The organism is Mycobacterium sp. (genome assembly GCF_044370595.1).
Classification (GTDB): Bacteria; Actinomycetota; Actinomycetes; order Mycobacteriales; family Mycobacteriaceae; genus Mycobacterium.
Map to the genome: position 1 here is coordinate 1 of NZ_JBILVF010000095.1, position 12,810 is coordinate 12,810.

Sequence of the window (12,810 nt, forward strand, 5' to 3'; positions counted from 1 at the left end):
CACGTTTGGGCCGAAAAATGTGCGACTTTGCGTCTGCTCGCGGGGGTGTGGGGTCAGGGTGGGCCCCCCAGGGCGTGCGCTAACCGGTCGAGGTAGTCGTCGATGTCGACGGCCGCGGCGGCGTGCACGCTGACGGCGACGGCACCGCCGATGCCGTGCACCCCGTGGGTCAGGCCCATCATCGGCGAGAGCGCTGGGAATCCCGCGGTCAGCACCACTCGGTGGCCGGCGAAGCTCAGATCGGCGGGGCCGCGATTGACGCTGGAGACCACCGTGTGGCCGCCGACGCGCGGCGAATGCACATTCGGGTCGAACCGCCCTGTCCCCCAACGCAGCAGCGCGGCGGGTGTCGCCGCGAAGGCCGCCGCAGCGGCGGCAGCGGCCGGATGCTCACCGCGCCGACGGTGGGCGTCCAGGTCAGCGGCGATCCGCCGGGCGCGGTCCGCCCCGTCGAGCTGCGGGTGGAGACCGACACCGACGTTACGGAAGTTGTTGTGCGCCTTGGTAACCTGCTGCAATGGGGCTGCCATTGGCACCTCCGCCGCGAGCTGACTGACGTCCTCGCCGCGCTCCCCGAGGTAGCCGCCCAGTGCCTCGGCGACAGCAACCAGGGCACCGACCGTCACCGTCGGCCGGCGCAGCCGATCCCGGCCGACGACGAGGGTCCGCAGTTGCGCCGGGCCGCCACCGGCGTTGACGCTGCACACCGGCCGGGTTCCGGTCGGGGGCGGTAGCCGACCTGCCTCGGTGTCGGCGACCAGACGCCGATGCGCGCGGGCGGCCGTTATCGCCCGCCACGGCAGCAGACCACGATCCGGCGCCAGCACCGGCCGCAGCACCCGGCGCCCCCCGAGGAGCACCGCCGCCAAGTCGGCCGACCGGGTGCCGTCACCGAGGGCATGGGCGATCTGCACCACCACGACCGAGCCGACACCCACCCCGGGAACCCCCTCGACCGCCGGGAAAACGTGCATCCGCCAGCACATCTGGGCGGTATCGAGTTGGGGCAGCCCAGCCACCGAGTTCAGACAGAATTGCCACTGGCCTCCGTCGTGGACCGCGAACTGCTCCGCGCGGACCTCGCCCGGCACCCAGCGGGGGTATCGCCACCGGCGATCTGCGACCACTCGCAGGTTCAACTCGGGACGACTTCGAGCGCGCTGCGCCAGGTCGGCCACCGCGCTGGCGGTGGCGGCGCCGGCAAAGGCGTAGAGCAGAAACTGATCGTTGGGCACCTTCGCCGACAGCCACAGCAGTTGCGCATCTGCCGCGGCCATCTGCCTCATGGCTGCCACATTACGATTCGGCCCCTTACGATTTACCCGTGCAACCCGCCGCTCTGGTCACCGGTGCATCGTCGGGTATCGGCGTGCAGATCGCGCGTGAACTACACCGCCGAGGCCATCACGTGGTTCTCACCGCCCGGCGCGCCGATCTGCTCGACGCCTTGGCCGCTGAATTGGGCGGGCGCGCTTGGGTTGTCCGCGCTGATCTGTCGCGCCGCGAGGACCGCGCCGCCCTACCGGAGCAAATCGCCGCCCTCGGTCTGCATATCGACATCCTCGTGAACAACGCCGGTTGGGCCACGATGGGTCCGCAGCACCGCGCCGATCCGGACGCCGAACTCGACGTGATCGAAGTGGACGTTGCCGCCGTCGTCGACCTGTGCACCCGCTTCACCCCCGGCATGGTCGGTCGCGGTCGTGGTGCGGTGCTCAACGTCGCCTCAGTGGGCGCATTCGGCCCACTGCCCGGCCAGGCGGTGTACGGCGCCTGTAAAGCATTCGTGTTGTCCTACACCCACGCGCTGCGCGCCGAACTGCGCGGCACCGGGGTCCGGGCCGCCACGCTGTGCCCGGGCCCGGTGCACACCGGTTTCGGTGAGCGGGCGGGATTCTCCGATGCTGAAGCCGAGGCGCTGCTGCCCGCACCACTGTGGGTGTCAGCGGCCGACGTCGCCCGCGCCGGGATCGACGGACTGGAGGCGGGCACGGCCGTGATCGTCCCGGGCCGGCTCAACCGCGCCGCGTCGGCGCTGTATCACCTCGCGCCGCGCCGGCTGCTGGTTCCGTTACTGGCACGCAGCCACCCCGGGCTCAAACGCGCAGGAAGTTAGCGATCCGCCGGCCGACTTCAGCGGGCTGCTCGAGGTGCAGGAAGTGCCCGGCCTGCTCGATGACGGCCGCATCGCTGCCGGCCGGCAGCGCCGGACCGACGTACCGGGTGAATCCCGCCGTCATACAACCGTCGTCGGCGCCGTGCAGATACAGCGTCGGCAGCCGCGGCGGTTCGGTCCACCAGCGGTGCAGTTCGGCGTAGCGCACCGGCGGGCGGGTATTGCGGATGGTCGCCCGATACGGGCCCAGCGCAGCACGCCAGCGGTCCGGGGCACCGATCGCGGCGTCGACATGGCGCAGATCCTCGGCCGCCCCGTAGGCCGGCGACCAGCGGCGCCACAACACCGGGACGATCCAGGCGCCGGAGCGCTCCGGCGCGAAGGGAAGCTGGAAATAGCTGATGTACCAACTGCGGACCAGTTGAGCCGGCAGCAGTCGCAGCAGGCCTGCAGTCGGCTTGCGCAGTGTCGCGGCCGGCGGGACGGACATCACCACCGCCTTGCGGAACGGACTGTCGGGCATCGCGGCCAGACCGGTCGCCGCCACCGCGCCCCAGTCGTGACCGATCACCACGTCGTCGTCGGTCGGATTGCTCGCCGCCCGCACCTGCAGGGCGTCGTCCATCAACGCGCCCATGTGATAGGCGCCATCGGAGGGCACCGACGACGGCACGTAGCCGCGCATGAACGGCGCGATCACCCGGTAGCCGGCGTCCACCAGAAACGGAGCCAACTGACGGAACCCGTACGCCGTATCGGGAAACCCGTGCAGGCACAGGGCAATCGGAGCGTCCTGCGGTCCCCACGTCAAGGCACGCAGTCGCACGGTCGGCGCGCTGACATCTATCCAGCCCGGCTCTGTCATCCCCGCAGCCTCCTAGATCGGATCGAAACCGGAGATCAGCCACCGGCCGTCGACGTTGTCCATGGTGACGCGCACGCTGGACCTGGCTTGGGTGGGCGCCGCTGTGCCGACCGTGAGGCTCTGATTGACATAGGCCAACACGACCGCACGTGCGTTGTCGGCCGACACCACCGCCGCCGCCGGAACCTGCGCCGAGGCCGAGACGCCCTTCTGCTTGGCCTCGGGTACCACCACGGTTGTGATCAACTGGGTGTAATCGGCCAGGAACTTCCCGGTCAGCCTGTCCTGTGCGGCGGCGGGCAGGTCCTTTTCGGCGGTTGCGGACTGGTAGCTGAGGATGGCCGGGATCGACTCCCGGGCGCTGAGTAGGGCCTGCGCACCGGCCTGCTCGGCGCCGCGGCGCACCTGGGCATCCCAGAACAGCCAGGCTCCGGCAACTATCGCGAGCAGAGCCAGCACGGGCGTGGCCAGTGTGCGCAGGCCTGCGGCCGTCATGCGATGAACTCCACTGCAGCGACTTTGAATCCGTCGCCGCTGCGGGAGACCGTCACCCGGGTGCGCCAGGCTTTGGGTTGCTGCTCGGGCACCCCGCGGTTGGAGGTCATCACGGTCATCGCGACCAGCACCCGGCCCTCGTCGCCGTCGACGGATTCCACCGCGGCCTCATTGACGGTGCCCACCGACGTGGACTCCGCCTTGCGGGCGGCGTCCTTGAACCCCTCCGCGCGCTGTTCGAAATCGTCGCGAAAGGCGCCGGTCGAGGAGTCCAGGATGCGCTGCACATCCCGGTCGGCCTGTTGATGGTCGATGGTGGTCAGCGCGATCAAACCCGCGCGTGCGGCGGCCAGCATGGTTTCGCGAACATCCTCGGCGCGGCGGATCGTGATGTCGCGCCACCCGGCGATGGCCAGCAGAACAATCAGGACAGCAGCCAGGGCGGGGCGCACACCGCGCGGCGACCGCCGCCGTGGCGGGAGCACCGCCGCCGGCACCCCGTCGGCGTCATCGGCCCTCTCGCCGGCCTCCTGGGCCATCCACGCTCCTTTGCGCCGCGGCGGCTTCACCTACTCAGGCCGAAAGGCTACCCAGGCGCACCGGTAACGTCCGATACGCACCGTCGAAAGGAGTCCGCTGTGAAGCCAGTCATGCAGACGGTGCGGTTCCGCGGCTACCAGGGGCTGACCCTGGTCGGTGACGAGTGGAACCGCGGCGCGGCCGGGACGACGATCCTGATGCTGCACGGCGGCGGCCAGAACAGGTTCTCCTGGAAGAACACCGGCCAGATCCTGGCCGACCGCGGCTTCCATGTCATCGCTGTGGACGCCCGCGGCCACGGCGACAGCGATCGCGCAGCGGCCGGCCAGTACACCGTCCACACCCTGGCTGCCGACATTGCAGAGGTGCTCGAGCAGATCGGCCGTCCGGTGGTGATCATCGGTGCCAGCATGGGCGGACTGACGGGGATCCTCGCCGCCTTTAATGCCGGCCCGCAGCAGGTCAGCGGACTCGTCCTCGTCGACGTCGTGCCCCGCTTCGAGAGTGCGGGCACCGCACGAATCCGGGATTTCATGACCCGCCATGTGCACGGGTTCGAGACCTTGGAACAGGCCGCCGAGGCCATCGCCGCCTATCTTCCGCACCGCCGGCGACCCCGCAACCTCGAGGGGTTGACGAAGAATCTGCGGCATCGGGACGGCCGGTGGCACTGGCATTGGGATCCGGCGTTCGTGACCTCGGTGGGCGACGATCCGTTCGCCGATATCGAGGAACTCGAACGGGCCGTCCAGGAATTGAGGATCCCGATTCTTCTGGTCCGCGGAAAGCTGTCCGACGTGGTGAGCCCGGAGGGTGTCGAGGACTTCCTCGCCAAGGTTCCGCACGCGAAGTTCGTCGAATTGTCCGACGCCGGGCACACCGCCGCCGGCGACGACAACGATGCGTTCAGCGCTGCGGTGGTGCAGTTCGTCGCCCCGGCCTGATCAGACCGGCTAATTCGCCAGAGTTTCGCATCCGCGCACGGTGGTCAATTGCTAGGTGCAGCTGTTGGATTCCACCCATCGGCCGTCCCAGCCCAGGCAGGTGTAGATATTGGGTGTCCAATCACCCGGCCCGCGGTCCGGGCGCCCCGGAGTCAGGATTTCACCGACGACATCCGTCAGATCCGCACAGGTATCGACACTGGCTACATTTCCCACCCCGACACAGGTATCGGCGAACGCCGAACCGCTCGGCACCAGCACCTGCGCGACGAGGACGCCACCGCAGGCGACTGCGCCCACCCCTGCGCAGACAAGGCTTCGTGACAACCGGCTCATTCCAGCTCCTCCTTCACTGCGGCTATCAGGCGCAGCGGGGCAATAGTTTGCTGATTGTAGCGAGCGGCGCAGTTCAGACGTTGAACCGGAACTCCACCACGTCGCCGTCGGCCATCACGTAGTCCTTGCCCTCGATGCGAACCTTGCCGGCGGCCTTGGCGGCCGACATCGACCCGGCCGCCACCAGATCCTCGAAGGAGACCACCTCCGCCTTGATGAAGCCCTTCTCGAAATCGGAGTGGATCACCCCGGCCGCCTTCGGCGCGGTGTCGCCCTGGTGGATCACCCAGGCGCGGGCTTCTTTGGGACCGGCGGTCAGGTAGGTCTGCAACTTCAGGGTGTGAAAGCCCGCTCGGGCCAGGGCATCGAGGCCGCGCTCGTGCTGACCGATGGATTCGAGCAGTTCCGCGGCAGACTCGTCGTCGAGCTCCTGAAGTTCCGATTCGATCTTGGCGTCGAGGAAGACCGCGTCGGCCGGGGCCACCATCGCCCGCAACTCGGCGATCTTCGCGTCATCGCCCAGCACCGACTCATCGGCGTTGAAGACATAAAGAAACGGCTTGGTGGTCAACAGGTTCAGCTCACGCAGCAGCGCAGAATCCACCGTGGACCCGGCGGCGAACAGCGTCGTACCCTCGTTGAGAACCGCCTGCGCCGCCACGGCCACCTCATGGATGGGCTTGCGTTCCTTGTTGTTTCGAGCCTCTTTCTCCAGCCGGGGCAACGCCTTTTCCAAGGTCTGCAGATCGGCCAGGATCAGCTCGGTTTCGATGATCTCGATGTCCGAGTGCGGATCAACCTTCCCGTCGACGTGCACCACATCGTCGTCGGCGAAGACCCGGACCACCTGACAGATGGCGTCGCATTCGCGGATGTTGGCCAGGAACTTGTTGCCCAGTCCGGCGCCCTCAGACGCACCTTTGACGATGCCAGCGATATCGACGAACGTCACCGGTGCCGGCAGGGTGCGCTCGGAGGAGAACATCTCCGCCAGTTTCGCCAGCCGCGGGTCCGGCAGCGGAACCACACCCTCGTTGGGCTCGATGGTGGCGAACGGATAGTTGGCCGCCAGCACGTTGTTTCGGGTCAAAGCGTTGAACAGGGTCGACTTTCCGACGTTGGGTAGACCGACAATTCCCAGACTCAGGCTCACCGGCTGAAGTGTAGGAGGCCGGTGAGATGTCCCCGGGAAACGGCCTGTGAATTCGCACCGTCTGCCCTCAGCCACGCCAGTGCACGCTGCAAGGCTGAGAACGGGGCGAACCGGTACGGTCTAAGGGTGCCAAATCAGCGTGGAGTCGGAGCCGAAGAGCGCTCCGGATTCGCCACCTCCGTGGGTGTTCCGTGGTGGGGTGCGGTCCTGATCGCGCTGGCTGCGACGTTGCTTGGGATCGCGATCGAAGCGGGTTCCGGACACCAGGAACTCGGCGGCATCTTCGCCGTCCTCTACGCCCTGGGTTGCGTGGCCGCGGTCCTGGCAGTGCGCCGGTCCGGGCTTTTCACCGCGGTCATCCAACCGCCATTGCTGTTGTTCGTCGGCGTTCCACTGGCCTACTACCTGATCCACGAGTCGGAGTTCAGCGGCCTGAAGGACATCCTCATCACCTGCGGTTATCCGCTGATCGAACGGTTTCCGCTGATGCTGTTCACCTCCTCGGCGGTGCTGGTGATCGGGTTGGTGCGCTGGTATCTGGTCATGTCATCGCCCCGTCGGCCGCAACCTGCGGCCGCAGAGAGGCCCGGGGTACTGGCTGCGCTGTCCACCAAACTGTCCTCGGCTTTCGCCGGTAACGGCTCGGTGGACGAGGAACCCGGCGCCCGCCCGGCCCGCCCGCGGCATGTGGCCGACCGCGCGGGCAACCGCACTCGCCAGACGCAGACACGCCGCACCCGGGGCGCCCGGCCGCCCGCTGAGGAGTTCGCCCAGCTCAGCGATACGCCGTCGAGGCGCCGTCAGAGCGCCCGCCGCCCGGCCCGCGGGGACCAGTGGGCGCCGGAGTCGCGACGCAGGTCCGGTGAACCGCGCGATCCGCGCCGCACTCCCCCGCCGCCGCGGCGGGAGCGTCCCGACTACCGGGACAACGGTCTGGCCCGGCCCACCCGGGGCAGTCGATTCGAGCCCTATGACACCGGCCGCGGCTATCAGCCCCACCCGCAGGGCGGTCCCCGGCCCAACAGGAACCCCTACGAGCCCTCGTACGGGCCGCCGCACGAGCCCTATCACGAGCCCCGGCGGCGGCCGACCCCCACCGGCGGGGCCGGCTCCCACCATCCGATCTCACGGGTGCGGTACCGCGATTCCGGACCAGTCGACGGCTCCTACGACGTCGACCGGGACCGGCCGCCCCGCCGCTAGGAGCGCGGCGGCCGGATCTCCCGGGGCAGGGCGAACACCAAAGTCTCATTGGCCGTGGTGACCGTCTGCACTGTGCTGTAATCCAATTCGGCGAGGCGTTCCAGTACACCTTGGACCAGAATCTCGGGCACCGAGGCTCCCGAGGTGACACCGACCGTGGTCACACCGTCCAGCCAGGCCGGGTCGACATCTTTGGCGTAGTCCACCAGATGTGCCGCACCCGCTCCGGCGCCGAGGGCCACCTCGACCAGGCGTACCGAGTTCGACGAGTTGCGGGAGCCGACCACGATCACCAGGTCGCACTCCGGAGCCATCGCCTTGACCGCTCCCTGCCGGTTCTGGGTGGCATAACAGATGTCGTCGCTGGGTGGGTCCTGCAAGGTGGGGAACCGCTCCCGCAATCGGGCGACGGTCTCCATGGTCTCGTCAACGCTCAAGGTGGTCTGCGACAGCCAGATCACCTTGTCGGGGTCGCGGATCGTGACGGCCTCGACGGCGTCGGGGCCGTCGACCAACTGGACGTGGTCGGGCGCCTCTCCGGCGGTGCCGATCACCTCCTCATGTCCTTCGTGCCCGATCAGCAGGATGTCGTAGTCCTCCCGGGCGAACCGCTTGGCTTCGTTGTGCACTTTGGTGACCAGCGGGCAGGTCGCGTCGATCACCTGAAGGTTTCGTTCGGCGGCGTTGCGATGCACGGTGGGGGCCACGCCGTGGGCGGAGAACACCACGATGGAGCCCTCGGGCACTTCGTCGGTCTCGGCGACGAAGATCGCTCCGCGCTCGGCGAGGGTGTCGACCACATGACGGTTGTGCACGATCTCGTGGCGCACGTATACCGGCGCCCCGTGCTTCTCCAGCGCACGCTCGACGGTCTCGACAGCGCGGTCCACTCCGGCGCAGTAGCCCCGCGGCTCGGCGAGCAGCACCCGCTTGCCGTCGCGGTGTGCGGTCGACCCGGTAGCGCCGGGAATACCCATGTTCACGGTTGGCGGCATGGGATCAGGGTACGTTCTCCCCCGCCAGCGCGGGCCAGCCGTACGCTGGTGCGCATGGCTACCGCACCCTACGGGATCCGGCTGCTGGTCGGCGCCGCCGTAATCGCGCTGGAGGAGACCAGAAAGCTTCCCCAGACCATCGTCATGTATCCGATGACGATGGCCAGCACCGTCGCACAGATCGTGATGAAGGTCCAGCAGGACCTGGCCGGGCTGGCGATCAAGGGGGACGCCGCCCTGGAGACCATGTTCCCGCCGAAGGACGAGAAGCCGGACTGGGCGACCTTCGACGAGGATCTGCCCGCCGAGCAGGAGCGCCCGTCGGCCAACGGTGAGCGCAAGACCGAGGGCCGGTTCGCGCTCTACTCGGTGACCGATGAGGTTTCCGGCAGTGGCAGCACCCGTTCCGGCAAGCCCAAGCCGGGGGCGGCCAAGAAGGCGAGCACCACGAAGGCGGGCACCGCTCCGGCGCCGGCCGCTGCGGGATCCTCGGGGCTCACCCCGCCACCGATCGCGGTGGAACTGGACTACGAATCGTTGACCCTGGCTCAGTTGCGGGCGCGGATCCAGTCGCTGAGCGTGGCCGACCTGAAGGCGCTGCTGAGCTATGAGGAGGCCGCCAAAGCGCGGGCCCCCTACCAGACACTGCTGGCCAACAGGATCACCCGCGCGACCGCCAAGTGAGCACCGCACCGGGCGGTTCGGCCGAGAACCCGTTTCCGGTCCGCGCGGTCGCGATCCGGGTGGCGAGCTGGATCGAAAAGCTGGGCATCGTCTGGGTGGAAGGTCAGTTGACCGAGATCCGGGGCCGCGGCGCGACGACCTACATGGTGTTACGGGATCCTGCCGCCGATATGTCGCTGCGGGTGACGTGCAGCACCGTCATCGTTCGCAACGCACCGGTCACGTTGTCCGAAGGCACCCAGGTCGTGGTGTGCGGCAAACCGCAGTTCGACCCGCGCCGCGGAGCGTTCTCGCTGCGGCTCAGCGAGATCCGGGCGGTGGGGCTGGGCGAGTTGCTGGCCCGCATCGAACGGCTGCGGCGACTGCTGGATGCCGAGGGGCTGTTCGACCCGCGACTGAAAAGGCCGCTGCCCTTCCTGCCCAATCTGGTGGGGTTGATCACCGGCCGAGGCGGGGCGGCCGAACACGACGTGACGACGGTGGCCGCCGGGCGCTGGCCGGCGGTGCGCTTCGCCATCCGCAATACCGCCGTGCAGGGGCCTAATGCGGTGGCGCAGATCGTTGAGGCACTGCGGGAACTTGATGCGCATCCCGATGTCGACGTCATCGTGATCGCCCGCGGCGGCGGCAGTGTCGAGGATCTGCTGCCGTTCTCCGACGAGACGTTGTGCCGGGCGATCACGGCCTGCCGCACGCCGGTGGTCAGTGCGGTGGGACACGAGCCGGACAATCCGCTGTGCGATCTGGTGGCCGACGTGCGTGCGGCCACCCCCACCGATGCGGCGAAGAAGGTGGTGCCCGATACCGCGGCCGAACTGGCCCGCGTCGGCGAACTGCGGCACCGCAGCGCGCGGGCGCTGCGCAACTGGATGGGCCGCGAGCAGCACACCCTGGCCGCACTGCTCAGCAGACCGGCGCTGGCCGAGCCGATCCGGATGGTCACTGAGCGGATCATCGAGGTCGAACGGGCCCGCGAGGCGGCGCGCCGCGACGTCACACGGCTGGTAGCCGCCGAGTCCGAACGGGTAGGACATCTGGTTGCCCGGCTGACCACTCTGGGCCCGGCCGCGACCCTGGCCCGCGGCTACGCGGTGGTACAGACGGTGGACGGGTCCGGGATGGTGTTGCGCTCGACGGCCGACGCTCCGGCCGGCACAACGCTGCGGATCAGGCTCGCCGACGGCGCGGTGGGCGCGGTCAGCACCGGGCGGGAGGATGGCACTGCATGAGTCAGGAACAGACGCCGGTCAGCGACTTGGGCTACGAACAATGCCGCGACGAGTTGATCGAGGTGGTGCGGCTGCTGGAGCAGGGCGGCTTGGATCTCGATACATCACTGACGTTGTGGGAACGCGGCGAGGCGCTGGCCCGCCGCTGCGAGGAACACCTGGCCGGGGCCCGGGAGCGGATCGAGGCTGCGCTGGCCGCCTCGGAGTCCGCGGACGACTGATCAGTTGTGGCCGGGGAACTCGTCGGTGCAGTCCTTGTACTGGTAGCCCGGTGATCTCAACTGCCGTCGTCCGCCACAACTGATGCCGTAGTCACGGATCGCACCCGGCTCGGCGACCGTCGGGTCGGCAACCGTATTCCACAGGTCGTCGCAGGCGTGCATGGAGCCGTCGCGGCAATCCCTGGCGATGGCGATCAGGTTGGGGTTGCAGTCAAAGCACCAAGCGGCCGGAATGGGGTCACTCGGCGGCAGGACGGTAGCGGAGCTCGCTGTCTGCGACTCCTTTGCCGAACGGATCCAGTGCTCAATGGCGACGGTCGTGGCGCTGATCAATGCGACGGCGATTGGGACGATGACGCTCACCAGCAGCCAGCGCTTGCTGTTCGCGTGCTTGTGCTCCTCAGGTTCCGCTTCCTCGGACATGCTGGGTCTCCTTGTTTCCACATCGTCTTATCTCCATATCGTCGGTTGGCGCCGCGCACCGACCAAGCCGCCGGTCAGATCGGCCGGCCGGCGGACGGGATGCCGCACAGCTCATTGAGCCGCGTGAGGGCCTTATCGACAGCCGCGCCGACCTCCCGGGTGTAGCTCTGGTCGGTAAGCGTCTCGATCTGGGTACGCCGAGCCGCCACATATTGCTTGGCAGCCTGGGCAACGTCAGCCGGTTCCGCGGCGATCTTCGGCTCGAACAGATCCAGCGCCTTGGACACCGGGGCGTTCTGATTCTTGATCAGAGCGGTGATGTTCGGGGTCTTCCAGTTCCAGCCGTTCGGCAGCGCCGGTATCGACCGCAGGGTCAGCCGAGTTTCCGCCCAGGCCTCGCAGGTGCCCGGACCAGCGTCGGCGGCGCCGTCCCTCTTGAGGATCACAGCGCCGGCGACCAGCGCGGCGGCGATGACCATCGCGGCGCCGATGATGGCCGCCGGCAGCCACGGCCGCCCGGGCTTCGGGGGCGGCATCGGGGGTTGCATCGGCGGGGGCATCGGCGGCTGCATCGGCGGCTGCATCGGCGGGGGCCAGTGCCGATTGGGATCCATGCTTTGCGATGGTAAACCCCAGCGACGTGGCGGCGGCGGCCGCGAACTGTGTCGAATGCGCGGCCTGTGCAGATTGTTGGGCCCTTTCGCCTGCACAGGGCGCACGTTCGGCGCACTCGAAGCCCGGGCAGTTGCCGTCGGGCAAGATGAGAAGGCGAACCGGCAAGGGGGATTGGCGATGTCCGACGCGGTACTGGTGACCGGGGCGTTCGGATTAGTCGGGACGGCGACTGTCAGGCACCTGGCGAGGACCGGACGCCGCGTCGTGGCCACCGATCTGGATACCCCGGCCAACCGGAAGGCCGCCGGCAGCCTCCCCGCCGGGGCGAGCACGCGGTGGGCCGACCTCACCGACCGCGTTCAGCCGGCCTCGTTGCTGGTGACGGTCCAACCTGCGGTGGTCATCCATCTCGCCGCCGTCATCCCGCCGCTGTGCTACGCCAAACCGGCACTGGCGCGGCGGGTCAACGTCGATGCCACCACCTACCTTGTCAATGCCGCTGCGGCACAGCCTGTTCCGCCCCGGTTCATCCAGGCGTCGAGTATCGCTGTCTATGGGCCGCGCAATCCACACCGGATCACCGGGGTACTCACCGCCGGTACTGCAGTTCGGCCCTACGACGTCTACGGCGGGCACAAAGCCGAAGCCGAAGCCGTCATCCGGGAATCATCACTGGACTGGGTGATCTTGAGGTTGGGTGGTGTGTTGACGGTCGACCTCGACCTCGGACTGGATCCCTACATGATCTACTTCGAGGCCCTGCTGCCCACCGACGGGCGACTGCAGACCGTCGACGTACGGGACGTCGCACACGCCTTCGCCGCAGCCAGCACCGCCGACGTGGTCGGCCAGACCCTGCTCATCGGGGGGGACGACTCGCACCGATTGCGCCAGGGTGAGGTCGCGCGCAAGACCGCCGCCGCTCTCGGCCTCGTCGACGGCCTACCACCCGGGCGGCCCGGCGACCCCGACGACGACGCCGGCTGGTTCG

Annotated in this window: 16 protein-coding genes; 7 read left to right on the forward strand and 9 right to left on the reverse strand. The window is 68.5% G+C overall.

What is annotated here, in order from left to right; all coding sequences use genetic code 11:
- Positions 1-53: 53 nt before the first annotated feature.
- Complete coding sequence (locus tag ADBZ5N_RS12605) at positions 54-1,286, reverse strand: WS/DGAT domain-containing protein (RefSeq protein WP_526257823.1); 1,233 nt, start codon at positions 1,284-1,286, stop codon at positions 54-56.
- A 38-nt stretch (positions 1,287-1,324) separates the two neighbouring features.
- Here ADBZ5N_RS12605 and ADBZ5N_RS12610 point away from each other — a divergent pair, with 38 nt between their 5' ends.
- Complete coding sequence (locus ADBZ5N_RS12610) at positions 1,325-2,116, forward strand: SDR family NAD(P)-dependent oxidoreductase (protein WP_526257824.1); 792 nt, start codon at positions 1,325-1,327, stop codon at positions 2,114-2,116.
- On the opposite strand, the gene ADBZ5N_RS12615 is transcribed toward ADBZ5N_RS12610, so the two are convergent.
- From ADBZ5N_RS12615 to ADBZ5N_RS12625, 3 genes are read right to left on the reverse strand one after another with little or no spacing between them, the layout of a single operon-like run.
- Entirely contained in the window at positions 2,097-2,981 is an 885-nt protein-coding gene (locus ADBZ5N_RS12615; protein WP_526257825.1) for an alpha/beta fold hydrolase, read from the reverse strand. The genes ADBZ5N_RS12610 and ADBZ5N_RS12615 overlap by 20 nt on opposite strands.
- Positions 2,982-2,993: 12 nt before the next feature.
- Entirely contained in the window at positions 2,994-3,476 is a 483-nt protein-coding gene (locus tag ADBZ5N_RS12620) for a hypothetical protein (RefSeq protein ID WP_526257826.1), read from the reverse strand.
- Complete coding sequence (locus tag ADBZ5N_RS12625) at positions 3,473-4,015, reverse strand: Rv1363c family protein (protein ID WP_526257827.1); 543 nt, start codon at positions 4,013-4,015, stop codon at positions 3,473-3,475. Before ADBZ5N_RS12625 ends, ADBZ5N_RS12620 begins: the two co-directional genes overlap by 4 nt.
- A 111-nt stretch (positions 4,016-4,126) precedes the next feature.
- Here ADBZ5N_RS12625 and ADBZ5N_RS12630 point away from each other — a divergent pair, with 111 nt between their 5' ends.
- Entirely contained in the window at positions 4,127-4,960 is an 834-nt protein-coding gene (locus ADBZ5N_RS12630) for an alpha/beta fold hydrolase (RefSeq protein WP_526257838.1), read from the forward strand.
- Between the two features lie 51 nt (positions 4,961-5,011).
- On the opposite strand, the gene ADBZ5N_RS12635 is transcribed toward ADBZ5N_RS12630, so the two are convergent.
- Complete coding sequence (locus tag ADBZ5N_RS12635) at positions 5,012-5,296, reverse strand: hypothetical protein (RefSeq protein ID WP_526257828.1); 285 nt, start codon at positions 5,294-5,296, stop codon at positions 5,012-5,014.
- A gap of 73 nt (positions 5,297-5,369) precedes the next feature.
- Positions 5,370-6,449, reverse strand: a complete 1,080-nt coding sequence (gene ychF / locus ADBZ5N_RS12640; RefSeq protein WP_526257829.1) for a redox-regulated ATPase YchF — start codon at positions 6,447-6,449, stop codon at positions 5,370-5,372.
- A gap of 126 nt (positions 6,450-6,575) precedes the next feature.
- Here ychF and ADBZ5N_RS12645 point away from each other — a divergent pair, with 126 nt between their 5' ends.
- On the forward strand, positions 6,576-7,652 hold the full coding sequence (locus tag ADBZ5N_RS12645) for a DUF6542 domain-containing protein (protein ID WP_526257830.1): 1,077 nt from the start codon (positions 6,576-6,578) through the stop codon (positions 7,650-7,652).
- Here ADBZ5N_RS12645 and ADBZ5N_RS12650 read toward each other — a convergent pair.
- On the reverse strand, positions 7,649-8,647 hold the full coding sequence (locus ADBZ5N_RS12650) for a 4-hydroxy-3-methylbut-2-enyl diphosphate reductase (RefSeq protein ID WP_526257831.1): 999 nt from the start codon (positions 8,645-8,647) through the stop codon (positions 7,649-7,651). The genes ADBZ5N_RS12645 and ADBZ5N_RS12650 overlap by 4 nt on opposite strands.
- Before the next feature lie 54 nt (positions 8,648-8,701).
- Between ADBZ5N_RS12650 and ADBZ5N_RS12655 the strand changes: the two genes are divergently transcribed.
- The 3 genes from ADBZ5N_RS12655 to ADBZ5N_RS12665 are packed head-to-tail and all read left to right on the forward strand — an operon-like array spanning position 8,702 to position 10,781.
- A complete protein-coding gene (locus tag ADBZ5N_RS12655) occupies positions 8,702-9,331 on the forward strand; it encodes a lipid droplet-associated protein (protein WP_526257832.1) in 630 nt (209 codons plus the stop codon).
- On the forward strand, positions 9,328-10,560 hold the full coding sequence (xseA, locus tag ADBZ5N_RS12660; RefSeq protein ID WP_526257833.1) for an exodeoxyribonuclease VII large subunit: 1,233 nt from the start codon (positions 9,328-9,330) through the stop codon (positions 10,558-10,560). Before ADBZ5N_RS12655 ends, xseA begins: the two co-directional genes overlap by 4 nt.
- Positions 10,557-10,781, forward strand: a complete 225-nt coding sequence (locus ADBZ5N_RS12665; RefSeq protein WP_526257834.1) for an exodeoxyribonuclease VII small subunit — start codon at positions 10,557-10,559, stop codon at positions 10,779-10,781. The genes xseA and ADBZ5N_RS12665 overlap by 4 nt, the downstream gene beginning before the upstream one ends.
- On the opposite strand, the gene ADBZ5N_RS12670 is transcribed toward ADBZ5N_RS12665, so the two are convergent.
- Together ADBZ5N_RS12670 and ADBZ5N_RS12675 are read right to left on the reverse strand one after the other, a co-directional pair.
- Positions 10,782-11,204, reverse strand: coding sequence for a hypothetical protein (locus ADBZ5N_RS12670; protein ID WP_526257835.1), 423 nt, complete (start codon positions 11,202-11,204; stop codon positions 10,782-10,784). It abuts the gene before it with no gap.
- A 74-nt stretch (positions 11,205-11,278) separates the two neighbouring features.
- Positions 11,279-11,818, reverse strand: a complete 540-nt coding sequence (locus tag ADBZ5N_RS12675) for a hypothetical protein (RefSeq protein ID WP_526257836.1) — start codon at positions 11,816-11,818, stop codon at positions 11,279-11,281.
- A gap of 178 nt (positions 11,819-11,996) precedes the next feature.
- Between ADBZ5N_RS12675 and ADBZ5N_RS12680 the strand changes: the two genes are divergently transcribed.
- Positions 11,997-12,810 (forward strand): NAD-dependent epimerase/dehydratase family protein (locus tag ADBZ5N_RS12680; protein WP_526257837.1); only part of this gene is annotated, 814 nt, incomplete at its 3' end.

Excerpts from the sequence above, each read along its gene's own strand:
- ADBZ5N_RS12635 (WP_526257828.1), bottom strand. The coding sequence starts at position 5,296 with ATGAGCCGGTTGTCACGAAGCCTTGTCTGCGCAGGGGTGGGCGCAGTC.
- ADBZ5N_RS12670 (WP_526257835.1), bottom strand. The coding sequence starts at position 11,204 with ATGTCCGAGGAAGCGGAACCTGAGGAGCACAAGCACGCGAACAGCAAG.
- ADBZ5N_RS12655 (WP_526257832.1), top strand. The coding sequence starts at position 8,702 with ATGGCTACCGCACCCTACGGGATCCGGCTGCTGGTCGGCGCCGCCGTA.
- ADBZ5N_RS12675 (WP_526257836.1), bottom strand. The coding sequence starts at position 11,818 with ATGGATCCCAATCGGCACTGGCCCCCGCCGATGCAGCCGCCGATGCAG.
- ADBZ5N_RS12620 (WP_526257826.1), bottom strand. The coding sequence starts at position 3,476 with ATGACGGCCGCAGGCCTGCGCACACTGGCCACGCCCGTGCTGGCTCTG.
- ADBZ5N_RS12665 (WP_526257834.1), top strand. The coding sequence starts at position 10,557 with ATGAGTCAGGAACAGACGCCGGTCAGCGACTTGGGCTACGAACAATGC.
- ADBZ5N_RS12630 (WP_526257838.1), top strand. The coding sequence starts at position 4,127 with ATGCAGACGGTGCGGTTCCGCGGCTACCAGGGGCTGACCCTGGTCGGT.
- ADBZ5N_RS12605 (WP_526257823.1), bottom strand. The coding sequence starts at position 1,286 with ATGAGGCAGATGGCCGCGGCAGATGCGCAACTGCTGTGGCTGTCGGCG.
- ADBZ5N_RS12650 (WP_526257831.1), bottom strand. The coding sequence starts at position 8,647 with ATGCCGCCAACCGTGAACATGGGTATTCCCGGCGCTACCGGGTCGACC.
- ADBZ5N_RS12625 (WP_526257827.1), bottom strand. The coding sequence starts at position 4,015 with ATGGCCCAGGAGGCCGGCGAGAGGGCCGATGACGCCGACGGGGTGCCG.
- ADBZ5N_RS12615 (WP_526257825.1), bottom strand. The coding sequence starts at position 2,981 with ATGACAGAGCCGGGCTGGATAGATGTCAGCGCGCCGACCGTGCGACTG.